At 61.8% G+C, this 16556-nt stretch carries 15 protein-coding genes; 7 read left to right on the top strand and 8 right to left on the bottom strand.

Annotated features, from left to right (window positions below; all coding sequences use genetic code 11):
* Entirely contained in the window at positions 1 to 957 is a 957-nt protein-coding gene (locus C9411_RS14640; RefSeq protein ID WP_107227344.1) for an ABC transporter substrate-binding protein, read from the top strand.
* On the top strand, positions 954 to 1961 hold the full coding sequence (locus tag C9411_RS14645) for an iron ABC transporter permease (RefSeq protein ID WP_107227345.1): 1008 nt from the start codon (positions 954 to 956) through the stop codon (positions 1959 to 1961). Before C9411_RS14640 ends, C9411_RS14645 begins: the two co-directional genes overlap by 4 nt.
* A gap of 13 nt (positions 1962 to 1974) precedes the next feature.
* Here C9411_RS14645 and C9411_RS14650 read toward each other — a convergent pair whose 3' ends face one another.
* From C9411_RS14650 to C9411_RS14670, 5 genes are all read right to left on the bottom strand, one after another.
* Entirely contained in the window at positions 1975 to 3498 is a 1524-nt protein-coding gene (locus tag C9411_RS14650; protein WP_107227346.1) for a sulfite reductase flavoprotein subunit alpha, read from the bottom strand.
* 5 nt (positions 3499 to 3503) lie between these two features.
* Positions 3504 to 3929: a PAS domain-containing protein gene (locus C9411_RS14655; protein WP_033647052.1), complete on the bottom strand. Its 426-nt coding sequence runs from the start codon at positions 3927 to 3929 to the stop codon at positions 3504 to 3506.
* A gap of 230 nt (positions 3930 to 4159) precedes the next feature.
* A complete protein-coding gene (gene dld, locus C9411_RS14660; protein WP_063991217.1) occupies positions 4160 to 5866 on the bottom strand; it encodes a D-lactate dehydrogenase in 1707 nt (568 codons plus the stop codon).
* A 125-nt stretch (positions 5867 to 5991) separates the two neighbouring features.
* A complete protein-coding gene (map, locus tag C9411_RS14665; protein WP_063991218.1) occupies positions 5992 to 6786 on the bottom strand; it encodes a type I methionyl aminopeptidase in 795 nt (264 codons plus the stop codon).
* The gene (locus C9411_RS14670; RefSeq protein ID WP_006324220.1) at positions 6783 to 6986 is read right to left on the bottom strand and encodes a ParD-like family protein; all 204 of its coding nucleotides are present in this window, start codon (positions 6984 to 6986) and stop codon (positions 6783 to 6785) included. The genes map and C9411_RS14670 overlap by 4 nt, the downstream gene beginning before the upstream one ends.
* A 168-nt stretch (positions 6987 to 7154) precedes the next feature.
* On the opposite strand from C9411_RS14670, the gene ddlA reads away from it, so the two are divergent.
* Complete coding sequence (gene ddlA / locus C9411_RS14675) at positions 7155 to 8258, top strand: D-alanine--D-alanine ligase (RefSeq protein ID WP_107227347.1); 1104 nt, start codon at positions 7155 to 7157, stop codon at positions 8256 to 8258.
* A 34-nt stretch (positions 8259 to 8292) separates the two neighbouring features.
* Here the strand turns inward: ddlA and C9411_RS14680 are convergent, their stop codons facing one another.
* Positions 8293 to 9072, bottom strand: a complete 780-nt coding sequence (locus C9411_RS14680) for an ABC transporter substrate-binding protein (RefSeq protein ID WP_063991220.1) — start codon at positions 9070 to 9072, stop codon at positions 8293 to 8295.
* 34 nt (positions 9073 to 9106) lie between these two features.
* A complete protein-coding gene (locus C9411_RS14685) occupies positions 9107 to 10261 on the bottom strand; it encodes a methionine aminotransferase (protein WP_107227348.1) in 1155 nt (384 codons plus the stop codon).
* A 118-nt stretch (positions 10262 to 10379) separates the two neighbouring features.
* Between C9411_RS14685 and C9411_RS14690 the strand changes: the two genes are divergently transcribed.
* From C9411_RS14690 to C9411_RS14700, 3 genes are all read left to right on the top strand, one after another.
* Positions 10380 to 11300 carry a LysR substrate-binding domain-containing protein gene (locus tag C9411_RS14690; RefSeq protein ID WP_107227349.1) on the top strand — a complete coding sequence of 307 codons (921 nt, stop codon included), beginning with the start codon at positions 10380 to 10382 and terminating at the stop codon, positions 11298 to 11300.
* A 112-nt stretch (positions 11301 to 11412) separates the two neighbouring features.
* Complete coding sequence (gene bglX / locus C9411_RS14695; protein ID WP_107227350.1) at positions 11413 to 13710, top strand: beta-glucosidase BglX; 2298 nt, start codon at positions 11413 to 11415, stop codon at positions 13708 to 13710.
* 73 nt (positions 13711 to 13783) lie between these two features.
* Positions 13784 to 14707, top strand: coding sequence for a PEP phosphonomutase (locus C9411_RS14700; RefSeq protein ID WP_107227351.1), 924 nt, complete (start codon positions 13784 to 13786; stop codon positions 14705 to 14707).
* Here the strand turns inward: C9411_RS14700 and C9411_RS14705 are convergent.
* Positions 14704 to 15732, bottom strand: coding sequence for a methyltransferase (locus C9411_RS14705; protein WP_107227352.1), 1029 nt, complete (start codon positions 15730 to 15732; stop codon positions 14704 to 14706). The genes C9411_RS14700 and C9411_RS14705 overlap by 4 nt on opposite strands.
* Positions 15733 to 16084: 352 nt before the next feature.
* Between C9411_RS14705 and C9411_RS14710 the strand changes: the two genes are divergently transcribed.
* Positions 16085 to 16477, top strand: a complete 393-nt coding sequence (locus C9411_RS14710) for a hypothetical protein (RefSeq protein ID WP_038879962.1) — start codon at positions 16085 to 16087, stop codon at positions 16475 to 16477.
* The last annotated feature ends 79 nt before the right edge of the window (positions 16478 to 16556 follow it).

Consider the following 16556-nt stretch of genomic DNA (forward strand, 5'->3'; position numbering starts at 1 on the left):
ATGAACGCACGCGTATTCATCCTGCTTCTGCTGCTGGCCGCCAGGTCGGCGGCGGCTGAACATTTTCCCGTCACCGTAGAAAGCTGTGGTGTGCCGGTCACCTTCAACCAGGCGCCGCAGCGCGCCGTCATCAACGACATCAACATGGCCGAGATGGCCTTTGCACTGCATCTGCAGGATCGCATTGTCGGGCTGACCGGCATCACCGGCTGGTACAAACTGACGCCCGACTTCAAGGCCGAGATGGGCGCCATTCCCGAACTGGCGCCAAAATATCCCACTTTGGAAACGCTGCTGGCGGCACAGCCGGATTTCTTTTTCGCCGGTTGGAATTACGGCATGAAGATCGGCGGCGACGTCACGCCGGAGAAGCTCGCCCCGTTCGGCATCAAGACGCTGGTGCTGAGCGAGAGCTGCGTACAGGCCGGTGGGCGGCCGCAGAAGGCCGATATGAATCTGCTGTATGACGATGAGCTGAAGCTCGGCAAGATTTTCGGCAAGCGGCAAGAGGCCACCGCGCTGGTTGAGGGCTGGAAGCGCCGGTTGGCTGCGCTGCCCGCCAGGCCGGCGGGCCAGGCGCCGCTCAAGGTGTTCGTCTATGACTCGGGGGAGGAGAAGCCTTTCACCAGCGGCAAATACGCTATGCCGACGGCGATCATCGAAGCGGCGGGCGGCCGCAACGTGATGGACGGTTTGCCGGCGAGCTGGACGACGGCGTCCTGGGAGGCGGTAGCGGCGGCCGAGCCCGACTTCATTATTCTGCTGGATTACCAAACCGGCTCGGGTGCCGATGCGCTGCGGCGCTTCCTCGAGTCCCACCCGTTGATGAAATTAACGCCTGCCGTACGGCACCACCGCTATCTGAAACTGCAGTATGCGGAGCTGACGCCGGGGCCGGCCAACATCGGCGCGGTGGAAAAGCTGGCGCGGGCGCTGTACGCGCCGGAGGCTGAATGAACTCGCCGACCCGGCGGTTTATGCTGTTCGCGCCGTTGGCGCTGTTGGTATTGTGCGGGTTAATGATCTGGAGCCTGCAGCTGGGCAGCGTCGCGCTGTCATGGCGGCAGACGATGGCGGCATTGGGGCTTTCATCGGCGCCCCTCTCCGGCATGCTGGATACCATCGTCGTGCAACTGCGGGTGCCCAGAGCCTTGCTGGCGGCCTTGACCGGCGCCGGGCTGGCGATGACCGGCGCGCTGCTGCAGACCACCACCCGCAATGAGCTGGCCGATCCTTTTTTGTTTGGGCTCTCCTCCGGCGCCTCCGCCGGTGCGGTGCTGGTCATCACGCGCTTCGGCGATGCGCTGGGCGTGCTGACGTTGCCACTGTCTGCTTTCGCCGGCGGCATTTTGTCCGCCTTGGCGGTGATGATCCTGTTTCGCGTCGGCCGGGTCAGGCGCGCCGAGCAGCTGATCGTTAGCGGCCTGGCGGTCTCGTTTTTGTTCAGCGCGCTCACTAGCTACCTGGTGTTTTCCGGCGATCAGCGGGCGGCCGGCTCGGTGTTGTTCTGGTCGCTCGGCGGGTTGGGGCTGGCGCGTTGGGATAATCTGTTCATTCCACTGGCGAGTTTCGTGCTGCTGGCCGGGTTTACGGCGCTGCGTTGGCGGGCGCTGGACGCGTTGCTGGCGGGCGAACAAACCGCCCATTCGATGGGGGTCAACGTGGCGCGGCTGCGCACCGAGACCTTTCTGTGCTGCGCACTGTCCACGGCGTTTCTCGTTTCGCTGACAGGCGTGATCGGCTTTGTCGGGCTGATGGTGCCTTATCTGGCCCGGCGCCTGGTGGGCGTGCGCCACCGTTTATCCGTGCCGATGTGCGGCCTACTGGGGGCGATGTTGCTGACCGGCGGCGACATGCTCAGCCGCAGTCTGATCCCCCATCAGGAGCTGCCCATCGGCATCATTACGGCGGGGCTGGGGGGCGCGTTCATCGTGTCCTTGCTGCTGCGTGCGGAACGATGAACGCCACCCTGATTCAATAGAGTTCCAGATGCAGGCGCTGCTGCTCAATCAGCGTCTGCCACAGGTTTTCCGCCCCGCAGGCTTGCTCCAGCGCCGTCGCCACGGCATGTTCCAGATACTGGCGATTGCCGCACAGGTAGACATGCGCTCCCCGCTGCAGCAGGCCGCTGATGGCATCGGCATGATCGCCGATCGCATGCTGCACATAGTATTTGGCGACGGCGTCGCGCGAGAAGGCGGTGATGAGCCGCGTGAGTACGCCCGCCGCGTTCAGTGCAGCCAATTCCTCGCGATACAGGAAATCTTCATCACGCCGTTTTTCGCCGAAGATCAGCACGGTTTCGCGCCGTTCACCCTGGGCGGCCATTTCGCGCAGCAAGCCTATCAAGGGCGCTATGCCGGTACCGGTACCGATAAGCAGCACCGGCACAGTGGTATCGCGCGGCAGGTAAAAGCCGGGGTTGGCGCGGCAGAAGAGGCGGAAAGGGCCGGGTTGGCTGAGCAGCCAGCCGGTCGCCGTGCCGCGCCGGATGCGGCCGCCGCGTTCATAATGTACGTCGCGCACGCACAGATCGAGGCTCTCTGCCCGCGTTGCCGAAGCGATGGAGTAGGCGCGCGGCAGGCAAACGGGCAGCAGCGCCAGCAGGTTCTCCAGCGTGACCGCCTGCGGCGGGCAAAAATCGTGCAGCACGTCCAGCAGATCGGCGCCGTACAGATAGCTCTCCAGGGCTTTGCGTTGGCGGATCTTAAGCAAGCCTTTGAGCTCTTCGCTGTCGGCCAACTGCGCCAGTTCGCGCAGCGTCGTTTTGCTGAGCTGGCGCAGCTCCCGGCGGCGCAGCGCGTCGGCGGCCTCCGGTCTGCCGAGCCAGTCTGCCAGCCGGATCAATAATCCTTCGTCGTTTTCCGGCAACAGATAGACGGTATCCCCCGCCCGGTAAACGATGCCGCTGCCGGCGATATTCAGCCGCAGGTGCCAGGCCTGCGGCGTGCGTGCGCTGAGCGGCCGCCGTTCAAGGAGGGGGGCGCTGAACGCATGGTCTTCGCCGTAAGCGGTCACGCGCAGATGCAAATCGCGGCCGGCCTGGGCATCGCCGGCCAGCACCTTCTCCAGCGTCGTCAGCCAGGTTACGAAGAACGGTTCGAAGTTAACGTCGGCGTCGACGCGATTGATGATGGCGCGGGCGCCGTATTGCGTCAGGCGTGTATCCAGCGCCTGCGTGAAGCCGCAGAAATGCGGGTACGCGGTGTCGCCGAGACCGAAGATGGCGTAGCGCAACCGGTGACGATCCGGCCATTGCGCCAGCGCGTCGGAAAAACGCTCGGCGTTGGCGGGCGGTTCGCCGTCGCCAAATGAGCTGGAGACGATCAGCAGGGCGTCACGCTCGCCCACATCGGCGGGCTGGATGGCGTTGAGTTCTTTCACGACGGGGCGGTAGGGTTGCAGGCTGCTTTGCTCGCCCAGGCGCATCGCCAGCGCCCGGGCGTTGCCCGACTCCGAACCGTAACCAATCAGGATGCGTTCGATAAGGTCGGCCATGGCGGTTACTTGTCGTAGTGGTTGTCGAACTGTTCTTTGGCGAATTCTACCGATTCGAAGTCGGTCATCAGATCGTTGATCACGCGGCGGATGCTGATATAGGCCGCGATATTGCCCTGGGCGTCATACAGCGGCTGCACCGTGGTGTCGACCACGTACAGCACGCCGCCCTTGCCGACGTTCGGGATGATGCCGGTCCAGATGCCGCCCGCCTTGATGGTGTCCCACATCGCTTTGTAAACCGCTTTCGGCACCGAAGGGTGGCGCACGATGCTGTGGGGCTGGCCCACCAGCTCTTCCCGGGAAAAGCCGGTCAGCTGGCAAAACAGATCGTTGACGTAGGTGATGGTGCCCTGCAGATCGGTGGTGGAGATCACCATCACTTTATCGAGCGCGGCTAACAGCTGGGCGGAATCGAGGGTCTGACTCATGGTAGGTTCCTTCTCATTAACAACTTCGCGATGATTGCCACGGCGGATGCCATGTATCCGTCATGACAGTTTTGTAATTGATTCTCATTTGCGATTATGTGGTGAATGGTAATCGGGAAATCTATAAGTTGCAATAAAAATGCATCTTTAAAGGTGCAGAAAGATCACGATGAGGCAGGCGGGGGAGAGTAGGCCCGCACTGGGTGCGGCGGCGGGCCAATCGGGCGGTCTTAGCGGGGGCCTTCGGCCCAGCCTTTGCGTTTGCTGGTTTTGCCGATGCCGGGGTTGAAGCTGTTGGTCGGATCGGCGGCGCGGTAGAACGCCTGCAGATCTGCCTTGGCGTGGTACAGGTGGCCGACGTTATGCTCCGCCGGGTATTCGGCGCCGCGCCGGTTGAGGATCTCGAGCATCTTTTCCTTCAGCGCGTGGCTGTCGACGCCCTTTTTCACCACGTAGTCCTGATGGAAAACGTGGCACATAAAGTGGCCGTAATACAGCTTATGCACCAGCTGGCTGTCGATCTCCGGCGGCAGGGTTTCGAACCAGTCGGTGTCGTTGCGGCGCAGGGCGATATCCAGCGCCAGAATATCCTCCACCTTGTCGGCGTGCACCGCATGGTAGCGCACGGCGGCGCCGGCGGCGGCGAAGCGGTGCAGGAAGGCCTTTTTGCCTTCGTCAGGCGTGCAGGCGAAGAAAGCGCCTTCGGCCTGGGCGAAATAGTCGGTCAGGTAGCGCTGCGCTTCGTCTACGCCGGGGCCGGCCATCTTCAGCAGCAGGTGATGTTCGAAACGTTCGCGGTATTCCTTCATGCGCTTCGGCAGGTGGCTCGGCGCCAGATGGCTCAGGCCCTGCATCAGCCGGTCGGTCAGGTTGTGCGGCAGCAGCGGCAGCTTGTTGAGGCTGGCGTCCATGCGGCCTTTCAGGGTGAAGAAGCGCGGCATCTGATCGGTGCCGAGCTTGTCGATCATCATGAAGGTGTCTTTGCCGTACACCTCGGCGATGTCGAAGATATCGCGGTGCATGTACTCACCGGCCACCGGCAGGTTTTCGAACTGGCTCAGCATGTGGCGGCGCAGTTCGGTCAGCACCGCGGTGTCGTTGGTGCCGATATAGAACACCTGCTCTTTGCCTTCTTTCTCGAAGGTGTCGAGCCGCACCGCGAACACCGCCAGCTTACCGGCGCAGCCGGATGCCTCGTACAGGCGGCGTTTGTCGGCGTTGAAGCGGGAAGGGGTGTCGGCATCGACGTCACGCACCCGGCTGGCGTACTCGTTATCCGAGGCGCGCAGCTCGCCGTATTCGACGTCTGTCGGGCGATAGTCACCTTTTTCCAGCCGGGTGAGGATCTCTTCCGGCGTGTCGCCGAGGCGGATGCCCAAATGGTTCACCAGGCGCAGCTGGCCGTCTTCCCCGAGCTGGGCGTACAGCGCCATTTCGGTGTAGGCCGGGCCGCGTTTCACCAGCGAGCCGCCGGAGTTGTTGCACACGCCGCCGATCACCGAGGCGCCGATGCAGGAGGAACCGATCACCGAATGCGGTTCGCGGCCGTAGGGTTTGAGCAATTTCTCGAGGTGGTGCAGGGTGCTGCCGGGGAAGCCGACCACCTGCTTGCCGTTGTCCAGCACCTGAATATGGTCGAGGCGCAGGGTGCTGACGATGACGATGTCGCGATCATAGTCGTTGCCGCTGGGGGTTGATCCTTCGGTCAGGCCGGTATTGGCGGCCTGCATGATGACGATTTTGTCGGCGGCCACGCAGGCCTGCAAAATGCGCCACAGCTGCAGCAGGCTGGTGGGAAACACCACCGCCAGCGCCTGGCCTTCACCGGAGCGGAACCCCTTGCGATACCGCTCGGTGTTGCGATCGCCGGTCAACAACTGCGGGCCGCCGACGATGTCCTTGAGCTGATTGATAAACGTCTGATTGCCTGACTGCATGCTGCCTGTCTCCCTGTCATCTCCGTCGCTTTAACCGCGGCGCCGGAGTGCCGCATATAAGCTAAGAGGTTATCAATTAAATAACTTATTAAGCTATCAGCTTGCCAAGCTAATGGCTTGCGGGTTTAGTAGCGCTCGGCGTAGCCGGCCCGGCGCTCTTCGTCGCGCAGCGTCAGGATCTCCACGCCGTCGGCGGTGACCGCCACGGTGTGCTCCCACTGCGCCGACAGTTTTTTGTCGCGCGTCACCACCGTCCAGCCGTCTTTCTTCTGCTTGATGCGGCGGTCGCCCTGGTTGATCATCGGCTCGATGGTGAACACCATGCCTTCCTGCAGCACCAGACCGCTGCCGGGTTGGCCGTAGTGCAGCACCGCCGGCTCTTCATGCATATCGCGGCCGATGCCGTGGCCGCAATACTCCCGCACGATGCTGTAGCCGGCCTGCTCGGCATGCCGCTGGACGGCATGGCCGATATCCCCCAGGGTAGCGCCCGGTTTTACTGCGCGAATGCCTTGCCACATCGATTCATAGACGTTGTTCACCAGCCGTTTGGCCAGCGGTGTCACCTGGCCGACGCAGTACATCTTGCTGGAGTCGGCGATATAGCCGCCGTTTTCCAGCGTGATGTCTACGTTGATAATCATGCCGGAACGCAGGATTTTGCTGGCCGATGGCACCCCGTGGCACACCACGTCGTCGATTGAGGTGTTGAGCACATAGGGGAAATCATACTGCCCCTTGCTGGCCGGGCGCGACTTCAGCTCGTCGACGATAAACGCCTCGGCGCGGTCGTTGATCTCCATGGTGGAGATGCCTTCGACGATGACCTCATCGAGCATAGCAAACACTTTGGCCAGCAGGGCGCCGGAATGGCGCATTTTGGCAATCTCTTCCGGCGTTTTAATCACAATCTGTTTCACCCGACAATCTCCTTCAGCGTCAGCGCGTTATCTTTCATCATTTTTTTTACCAGCTGCGGGTAGGTCAGTTCCGGATGGAACTCCGCCAGCATGCCGATCTTGATCCAGTACTCGGCCTGCGCGTTGATCGAACGCGTCATGGTCAGGCTGGCGAGGCGCAGATCGTCGTGCAGCGCGTCTGAAATTTTTACGATGCCCATCGGCGTCTCCCTAAGTGAACGATATACGAAGTGTATACGTTTAGGATGGTCGTGATGTGGCAATCTGTGGCGTAAGAAGATTCTGGCAACAACGATTGCCGCCGCCAGGCAATGCGTTTATTGTGATGAACGACTTTTTTGCCATGATTTTTCAGAAGGATTTAAGGCGTGACTAAACTACGTGTTGGGGTGATTTTTGGCGGTAAATCGGCGGAGCATGAGGTGTCGCTGCAGTCGGCCAAAAACATTGTGGATGCAATCGACAAAGAGAAGTTTGACGTCACGCTGCTGGGGATCGACAAACAGGGGCAGTGGCACATCAACGACGCCTCCAACTACCTGCTCAACGCCGAGAACCCGGCGCTGATCGCGCTGAACCGCTCGAACAAGAACGTGGCGCTGATCCCGGGCCAGGAAAAACAGCAGCTGATCGAAGCGGGCAGCGCCGGCGCGCTGGGCCAACTCGACGTCATCTTCCCGATCGTGCACGGCACGCTGGGGGAGGACGGCTCGCTGCAGGGGCTGCTGCGCATGGCCAATATGGCGTTCGTCGGCGCCGGCGTGCTCGGTTCGGCGGTCAGCATGGATAAAGACGTGACCAAGCGCCTGCTGCGCGACTCCGGGCTGGCGGTGGCGCCGTTCGTCACCCTGACGCGCGCCAACCGCGCCGGATTCACGTTTGAACAACTGAGCGAGCGCCTCGGCCTGCCGCTGTTCGTCAAGCCGGCCAACCAGGGCTCCTCGGTCGGGGTCAGCAAGGTGGAAAACCGCGCCGAGTTCGACGCGGCGGTATCGCTGGCCTTCAGCTTCGATCACAAAGTGCTGGTGGAGTCGGCGATCGTCGGCCGCGAGATCGAGTGCGCGGTGCTGGGCAACGACGATCCGCAGGCCAGCGTGTGCGGCGAGATCGTGTTGAGCGACGCCTTCTATTCTTACGATACCAAATACATCAATGAGCAGGGCGCTCAGGTGGTGGTGCCGGCGGCGATCGCGCCGGAAGTGAGCGACCACATCCGCGAGGTGGCGCTGAAGGCGTTCCGCGCGCTGGAGTGCTTCGGCCTGGCGCGGGTGGATGTGTTCCTGACGCCGGATAACCAGGTGGTAATCAACGAAATCAACACGCTGCCGGGCTTCACCAACATCAGCATGTATCCCAAGCTGTGGGCCGCCAGCGGCGTCAGCTATCAGGCACTTATCACACGCCTGATCGAATTGGCGCTGGAACGCCATCAGCAGGATCGCGCGCTGAACAGCTCGGTGTTCGATCGCTAAACGCGGCAGGGGGCGGCGGTGCCGCCCCCGTCTATCACTTTACCGTCACGTCGATGTCGCCGAAATACTTCTTCGACAGCGCCGCCACCGTGCCTTGCTGTTTCACTTTGGCGATGGCGGCATCCAGTTTTTTCTTCAGCGGCTCATCCCCTTTACGCAGGCCGAAGGCAATACCTTCACCGAGGATTTTGTCGTCGCGTACCGCCTCGCCGACGAAGGCGAAGCCCTTGCCGTCCGGCTGCGACAGGAAGCCGCTTTGCCCCGACGGCGCCATCACCAGCGTGGCGTCAAGCCGACCAGCCGCCAGATCGAGGTAAACCTGATTCTGATCCTGATAAGACACCACGTCCACGCCCGCCGGCGCCCAATGGGTTTTGGCGTAAATCTCCTGAATCGATCCTTGCAGCACGCCCACGTGTTTGCCCGCCAGCGATTTGGCGTCCGGCAGCAGGCCGCTGCCGGCTTTGGCGATCAGGCGGTTCGGCACCTGATAGATGGCGTCAGTGAAGGCGATCGCCTGGCGCCGCTGTTCGGTCACGTTCATCGCCGAGTTGATGGCGTCGAACTTGCGCGCCTGCAGCGCCGGGATCAGGCTGTCGAACGAGGTTTCCACCCAGCTGCATTTCAACTGCGCGGCGGCGCACACCGCGTCACCCAGTTCGATATCGAACCCTTCCAGTTTGCCGCTGGCGGATTTGGATTCGAACGGCGGATACAGCGCTTCCAGGCCGAAGCGCAGGCTGTTTTCCGCCGCCAGCGAAGTGCCGGCGGCCAGCAGGCATCCGGCGGCGAACAGCGTTTTCAGTGCTTTCATAGGCAGTGCCCCTTTCCCATGGTCGGACAAAAAATTACGCCTGGCTCAGGCGGCGCGCGCCTTCCAGCAGGGTCTCGTTATCTTTGGAAAAACTCAGCCGGATTAGGCCGGTATTGGTGCCGTCGCTGTAGAACGCCGACAGCGGGATCGTCGCCACCTTCGTTTCGCGGATCAAGCGGACGGCGAAATCATTGTCGCTTTCGTGACTGAAGCCGCTAAAACGGGCCAGCATGAAGAAGCTGCCGCGGCTGGGCAGCAGCTCAAAGCGCGAATCCTGCAAGGCGCTGGCCAGCAGATCGCGCTTTTGTTGGTAAAACGCCGCCAGCCCCAGGTAGCTCTGCGGGTTGGCGAGCGCGGCGGCGAAGGCGTGTTGCATCGGCGTATCGGCGGAGAACACCATAAACTGGTGCACCTTGCGGATCTCGTCCATCAGCGCCGCCGGCGCCAGGCAGTAGCCGACGCGCCAGCCGGTGACGTGGTAGGTTTTACCGAACGACGACACGATCACGCTGCGTTCCGCCAGCTGCGGGTAGCGCGCCATGCTGTGGTGAATATCGCCGTCGAACACCACGTGTTCGTAGACCTCGTCGGACAGGATCACGATATCGGTGTCGCGGGTCAGGGCGGTCAGGCGTTCAATGTCGTACTCGTCAAACACTGCGCCGGTCGGGTTGTGCGGCGTATTGACGATGATCATGCGCGTTTTGCCGTTGATGGCGGCGGCCACTTCATCCCAGTCGACGCGAAAATCCTGCAGCGACAGTTTGATCGCTACCGGCGTGGCGCCCTGCAGGCGCACGATCGGTGCATAGCTGTCGAACGCCGGTTCGAAATAGATCACCTCGTCGCCGGGATGCACCAGCGCGCTGATCGCCGAGTACAGCCCTTCGCTGGCGCTGGCGATCACCGTGATTTCTTCGTCGGCGTCATAGCGTGCGCCATACAATCGTTCAGCTTTTTCCGCCAGAGCAGCACGTAACGCCGCCACGCCGCTCATCGGCGCGTATTGGTTATGACCTGCGCGCATGGCTTGCGCCGTTGCCTCGATCAGCTGCGGGTCGCCGGCGAAGTTGGGCGCGCCCTGCGACAGATTGAGAGCCTGATGTTCGGCGCTGAGTTGGCCAATAACGGTGAAAATGGTGGTGCCGACGTCCGGCAGCTTCGAGCGGGATGAGCAGGCGCTCTGCATGATGGGCTCCAGGCAAACAGGGAAGTGTTGAGCGATTAAGCATCAGCCGGCGTAGGCGGACAAGGGAAAGTTTGTCATACTTGCCATGCACTATGATCATACCTAATCGAGGCCCGCTATGCCGATATCCCTGCCGTCGCTCGACGTGTTGAAAACCTTCGTGGTGGTGGCGCAACGCCTCAACTTTACCCATGCCGCTCGGGAGCTGCACCTGACGCAGGGAGCGGTCAGCCGGCAAATTCTCGGGCTGGAACAGCGCCTGGGCTATCCGCTGTTCAGCCGCCAGGCGCGCGGTTTGGCGCTGACGCCGCAGGGCGCGCAACTGCTGGCGCCGGTGCAGCTGGCGCTGGGGCAGTTGGACGAGGCGCTGACGCGGGCCGCCGCCCCGCCGGGGGCGCTGCGCATCAAATGCCCGACCTGCGCCATGCGCTGGGTGCTGCCGCGCATCATTCGCCTGCAGAATGAACGGCCGGACATGCATATCGAGCTGACCGCCTCGGTGTCGCACGGTCTGGATTTCAGTACCGAGCAGTTTGACGCCGCGGTGGTATTCGGCCGGCCGCCGGGTAAAAAGCTGACCGCACACCTGCTGTTCGATGAAATCCTCACGCCGGTCTGCACGCCGACGTTCCTGCCGCCGGCGCCCCGGCTGGCGGATTTGACGGATAAAACCCTGTTGCACCCGACACGCGATCGGCGCGACTGGCTGCGCTGGCTGAAGGCGGCGGGCGCCGATGCGTTGCCGTCCGGCAAGGCCCAGCATTTCGATACCCTCGATTTGGCGATGAGCGCCGCGCTGCAGGGGTTTGGCATCGCCATCGGCGATCTGTGCCTGCTGGAGGAGGATATCCAGGCGCAGCGCATCGTGACGCCGTTCCCGCTCTGCGTCAGCAGCGGCGCGGCCTATTATTTGGTCTATCCTGAACGCACGGTAGCGCCGCCGACGTTAACCGCACTGGTCGATTTTCTGGCGGCGGAGGCTGCCGACAGCCGCGCCCGGCTGCAGAATTACCTGCCGATAACCTGTAATGCTTTGTAAACATTACCGATGCGAATTCCCTTGGCGATGAAACAGAGTGTGGCAAACTGTTTCTTCACTCCGATTAAACCCCGCGGCTTTGGCGGCGGAAACACGCCTGAGATAAAACAAGATGAAATGGCTTTGTGTGGTGAGTATGTTGTCCGGTCTGGCCCTCAGCCCGGCTTTTGCGCAGGAAACGCCGATAACGCAGGGCATTCACGCCCAGCAGCGCGACGCCTTCGTGTCCCATTTGATGAAGCAGATGACGCTGGAAGAGAAGATCGGCCAGCTGCGGCTGATCAGCGTTGGGCCGGATAACCCGAAAGAAGCGATCCGCGAGGGCATCCGCAAAGGGCAGATCGGCGCCATCTTCAATACCGTCACCCGCCCGGACATTCGGGTGATGCAGGATCAGGCGATGCAGCTCAGCCGCCTCAAGATCCCGTTGTTCTTCGCCTATGACGTGGTGCATGGCCAGCGCACCGTGTTCCCGATCAGCCTGGGGCTGGCGGCCAGCTTCGATCTGGAAGCCATCGCGCTCAGCGCTCGGGTAGCGGCGCAGGAGGCCAGCGACGACGGCCTGAACATGACCTTCGCGCCGATGGTCGATATCACCCGCGATCCGCGCTGGGGCCGGGTCTCCGAAGGCTTCGGCGAAGACACCTGGCTGGTATCGAAAATCGCCAAGGTAATGGTCGACGGTTTCCAGAACGGCGATCCGGCCAAACCCGGTTCGGTGATGGCCAGCGTTAAGCACTTTGCATTGTACGGCGCCGTCGAAGGCGGCCGCGATTACAACACCGTCGACATGAGCCCGCTGCGCATGCATCAGGACTATCTGCCGCCTTACAAAGCGGCGGTGGATGCCGGCAGCGGCGGGGTGATGGTGTCGCTCAACTCGGTGAACGGCGTGCCGGCCACCGCCAACCCGTGGCTGCTGAAAGATCTGCTGCGCGATCAGTGGGGCTTTAAAGGCATCACCATCAGCGACCACGGCGCGATTAAAGAACTGATAAAACACGGCGTGGCCGCCGACGCGCGCGACGCGGTGCGGCTGGCCATCACCTCCGGCGTCGACATGAGCATGAGCGACGAGTTCTACGACAAATACCTGCCGGGTCTGGTGAAAGACGGGCTGGTGCCTGAAAGCGATATCGATCGCGCCTGCCGCGACGTGCTGAACACCAAGTACGACATGGGGTTGTTCACCAATCCATACGTGCATCTGGGCCCGGCGGGTTCCGACCCGCAGGACACCAACGCCGAAAGCCGCCTGCACCGCGCCGAGGCGCGGGTGGTGGCGCGCAAGACGATGGTGCTGCTGAAGAATGATAAGCAGACGCTGCCGCTGAGCAAACAGGCGACCATCGCGCTGGTCGGGCCGATGGCCGACAGCCAGCGCGACGTGATGGGCAGCTGGTCGGCCGCCGGGGTGGTCAAGCAGTCGGTCAACCTGCGCGAAGGGCTGGAGCGGGCGGTGGGCGACAAGGCGCGCATTCTTTACGCCAAGGGCGCCAACGTCACGCAGGATAAAGGCATTATCGACTACCTTAACGAGTATGAGCCGGCGGTGGCGTTCGATACCCGTTCGCCGCAGCAGATGATCGACGAAGCGGTGCAGGCGGCGAACAAGGCCGACGTGGTCGTGGCGGTGGTGGGGGAATCGCAGGGCATGGCGCACGAGGCCTCCAGCCGCGCCGACATCACGATTCCGCAGAGCCAGCGCGATCTGATCGCCGCGCTGAAAGCCACCGGCAAGCCGTTGGTGCTGGTGCTGATGAACGGCCGGCCGCTGGCGCTGAGCTGGGAGAGCGAGCAGGCGGACGCCATGCTCGAAACCTGGTACAGCGGCACCGAGGGCGGCAACGCAGTGGCGGACGTGCTGTTCGGCGACTACAACCCGTCGGGCAAGCTGCCGATGACCTTCCCGCGCTCGGTCGGCCAGATCCCGATGTACTACAACCACCTGAACACCGGTCGCCCGTTCGGCAAGGAGAATCCGGGCAAGTACACCTCGCGCTACTTCGATTCGCCGAACGGCCCGCTGTATCCGTTCGGTTACGGCCTGAGCTACACCACCTTCAGCCTGTCGGATCTGAAACTGTCCAGCCCGACGATGGCGCGCAACGGCAAGCTAACCGCCAGCGTCACGCTGAAGAATACCGGCAAGTACGACGGCGCCACGGTGGTGCAGCTGTATCTGCAGGACGTGACCGCCTCGGTCAGCCGGCCGGTAAAAGAGCTGCGCAACTTCAAGAAAGTGACGCTGAAGGCCGGCCAGTCGCAGCAGGTTGAGCTGCCGATTAGCGAAGACGATCTGAAGTTCTACAACGCAAGCCTGAAATGGGGAGCGGAGCCGGGCAAATTCAACGTGTTCGTCGGCCTGGACTCCGACAACGTGCAGGCGCAAAGTTTTACGCTGAAGTAACCCTGCCCCCCCTCGTTCAGCCGCGCTGAGCGAGGGGGCATCCATTCCCGCTAACGTCATCGGAGCTTGCCTCATGAAACGCTATCTGGACTGCAGCGCCAGCGATCTGGCCGATATCGGCAAAGCCGATCTGCTCTATGCCATCCGCGCCAGCGAAGGGCGCATTTTGGTCAGCGAAACCATCGCGGTCACTCAGCCGCTGCTCAATAACGTCACCAACGCCGAGCTGGCGGCCAGCCAGGGCGCCGACCTGCTGCTGCTGAACCTGTTCGACGTTGACCAGCCGCATATTGCGGGCCTGCCCGCTGATGTGCCGACACGGGAGGCGCTGCGCACGCTGCAGCGGCTGACCGGACGGGTGATCGGCGTGAACTTGGAGGCCGTCGATCCGGCCTTCGCCACCGAACATAACGATTTCTGGCAGATGACGGCGGGGCGAGCCGCCACCGCCGAGAATGCCCGCAAGCTGTATCAGCTTGGCGCGCGCATGCTGGTGCTGACCGGCAACCCGAGCAACGGCGTCAGCAATCAGGCGATCGCCGCCGCGCTGAAAGCGATCCGCGATGAGGTGGGCGACGAGATGGTGCTGGTGACCGGCAAGATGCACGGCGCCGGTATTGTGCGCGAAAGCGGCAGCCAGCTGATCGGCGAGCGGGACATCGCGCTGTTCGTGGAGAACGGTGCGGACATCGTGCTGTTGCCGGCGCCGGGCACCATTCCCGGCATGTCGCAGGAGAAAGTGGCGGCGCTGATCGCCTTTGCCCAGCGGCAAGGCGCGCTGGCGATGACGGCGATCGGCACCTCGCAAGAGGGGGCCGACGTGCAGACCGTGCGGCAGATTGCGCTGATGAGCAAAATGGCTGGGGCGGATCTGCACCATATCGGCGATACCGGCTATCTGGGGCTGGCGCTGCCGGAAAACATCTTCGCTTACAGCGTGGCGATTCGCGGCGTGCGCCACACCTACAGCCGCATGGCGCGCTCGGTGAACCGCTAAGCCTGGCGTTTTTGCGCCGTCACGATGCTGAAATAGCCGAGCGACGGCAGCACCTGAGCAGGCCCGAAGCCGACGTCGCGCAGCAGGTCGCCGATTTCCCTGCCGGAGTATTGGCGGCCCTGCGTCCATCCCATCATCATCAGGCTGTAGCCCGCGGCGGCAGGCGGGCCATCGCCGTCATCGTTGTACAGCACTTCGTGGATCACGATCCTGCCCCCGGGCGGGAGGGCCGCATAGCTCTTTTGCGCCAGGAAGCGGTTCTTGTCCATCGGCCAGTCGTGGAAAATATTGGAGTACAGGTGCAGATCCGCCGCCGGGTAGGGATCGCGCCACATATCGCCGCTGTGAGTGCCGATGCGGTGGCTGAGGCCGTAATGGCGCGCGTAGTCGGCGGCGAGCGGGCACACTTCCGGCAGATCGAACACGGTGCAGGTCAACGTCGGCCAGTGGGCCGCCAGGCTGATGGCATGGGCGCCGGAGGCGCCGCCGATATCCAGCGCCGCGCGGCAGGCGCCGAGGGGCAACAGCGCCGGCCAAACGCTGGCCGATCCCATGCTCAGGCTGTGCATGGCGTGGGTAAACCGCCGCATTCTGTCGGCGTCGAGCGTATGCGTTTCAAACAGTTCCTGCTCGCCGTACACCTGCGAAGTATTCTTTCTGATGGCGCTTTCCAGGTTTTTCAGCGAGAAAATGTCGCTGTTTTCAACCATCAAATCCCAGAAATAACCGAAATAATGCGGGTTGTTTTTTAACAAAAAGGTTTCTGCTTCCGGTGAGAGAGAGAATGTTTCACCGTCTCTGTCTATCAATTTCAATGCCAATAACGCCATGACCAACGTTTCCGCCGGGCGTCTTTCCACATTGGCCTGAGCGCATATATCGGTCAGGTTGCGGGGGTGCAGAGCAATAAACTCAAAGATACCCAGGCGATGCGCGATAAGCACCGCCGGATAGAGATATAAATTCATCGTGATATCAAGAATGGTTTTGTCGTCGCATTGCGGCGGCCGGACGGAATGGTTCATGTGAATCCCCTCCCACTAGGCATGGCGCGTCTTAACAGGCTATGCCACGCCGGTGGTTTTGGCAAAGGGGGGCGCGCGATTGGCCGCAGGTCAACGCTTTCGTTGTAAATAATTCCTGGGTGAGATTATTTTTACTATGAATTGAGCACGGCCAAACCTAACGTGAAAAAATGACGCCGGGCGGAGGTTATTACCCCATCATGCGTTTTTATTTTATTGAGAGTTAACTTAATCACCGCTATTAATGCATTAGGGTTGTGCTAATCTAGGTCGCCGTTATACCGTAGCGGTATTCACATTGTATTTGTGAATAATTAAAAATTAAATAATTCATTATTAAAACGAGTTAACAATGAAAAAAAGCATTCTGACCGGCATGATTGCCGCGACTCTGGGCCTGTTCAACACCGCTAACGCTGAAGGGATGGATCCTGCCGCATTGAAAAACGTCTATGACATCACGCGCAATACCGCCGGGCTGATGTCTTACTGCGTCGATAAAGGTTTCCTGAAAGCCGATAGCATCGACAACGCCAAGAAAATGGTGGCCTACGTGGCGGCTATTCCCGGCGGCGTCGACACCCGCGACGGCGACAAGCGCGAAGCGATGGGCCGTGAAGGCAATGTGCTGAACGACGACGGCAAAGTGGTTGCGTTGGAAAAAGAAGCGCCGCAGGGGCTGCAGGCATGGTGCCAGCAGGCTGACGAAGGGATCCGCCAGGGCCTGACGTCTATCGGTCAATAAGTCTTCTTCACGCGCCCTTTCAGGGCCGATGGGATCCGTCGCCACACCGGCGGATCCGCTTCCAGGATCGCATTCACGC

Origin of the sequence: Serratia sp. Nf2 (genome assembly GCF_003028435.1) — a bacterium.
GTDB classification, from domain to species: Bacteria; Pseudomonadota; Gammaproteobacteria; order Enterobacterales; family Enterobacteriaceae; genus Serratia; species Serratia marcescens_L.

Bases quoted from the DNA above. Each gene is read 5' to 3' on its own strand.
- C9411_RS14655 (WP_033647052.1), bottom strand. From the start codon at position 3,929: ATGAGTCAGACCCTCGATTCCGCCCAGCTGTTAGCCGCGCTCGATAAA.
- bglX (WP_107227350.1), top strand. From the start codon at position 11,413: ATGAAATGGCTTTGTGTGGTGAGTATGTTGTCCGGTCTGGCCCTCAGC.
- C9411_RS14640 (WP_107227344.1), top strand. From the start codon at position 1: ATGAACGCACGCGTATTCATCCTGCTTCTGCTGCTGGCCGCCAGGTCG.
- C9411_RS14705 (WP_107227352.1), bottom strand. From the start codon at position 15,732: ATGAACCATTCCGTCCGGCCGCCGCAATGCGACGACAAAACCATTCTT.
- C9411_RS14700 (WP_107227351.1), top strand. From the start codon at position 13,784: ATGAAACGCTATCTGGACTGCAGCGCCAGCGATCTGGCCGATATCGGC.
- C9411_RS14685 (WP_107227348.1), bottom strand. From the start codon at position 10,261: ATGCAGAGCGCCTGCTCATCCCGCTCGAAGCTGCCGGACGTCGGCACC.
- C9411_RS14690 (WP_107227349.1), top strand. From the start codon at position 10,380: ATGCCGATATCCCTGCCGTCGCTCGACGTGTTGAAAACCTTCGTGGTG.
- C9411_RS14670 (WP_006324220.1), bottom strand. From the start codon at position 6,986: ATGGGCATCGTAAAAATTTCAGACGCGCTGCACGACGATCTGCGCCTC.
- C9411_RS14645 (WP_107227345.1), top strand. From the start codon at position 954: ATGAACTCGCCGACCCGGCGGTTTATGCTGTTCGCGCCGTTGGCGCTG.
- C9411_RS14710 (WP_038879962.1), top strand. From the start codon at position 16,085: ATGAAAAAAAGCATTCTGACCGGCATGATTGCCGCGACTCTGGGCCTG.
- C9411_RS14650 (WP_107227346.1), bottom strand. From the start codon at position 3,498: ATGGCCGACCTTATCGAACGCATCCTGATTGGTTACGGTTCGGAGTCG.
- C9411_RS14680 (WP_063991220.1), bottom strand. From the start codon at position 9,072: ATGAAAGCACTGAAAACGCTGTTCGCCGCCGGATGCCTGCTGGCCGCC.
- dld (WP_063991217.1), bottom strand. From the start codon at position 5,866: ATGCAGTCAGGCAATCAGACGTTTATCAATCAGCTCAAGGACATCGTC.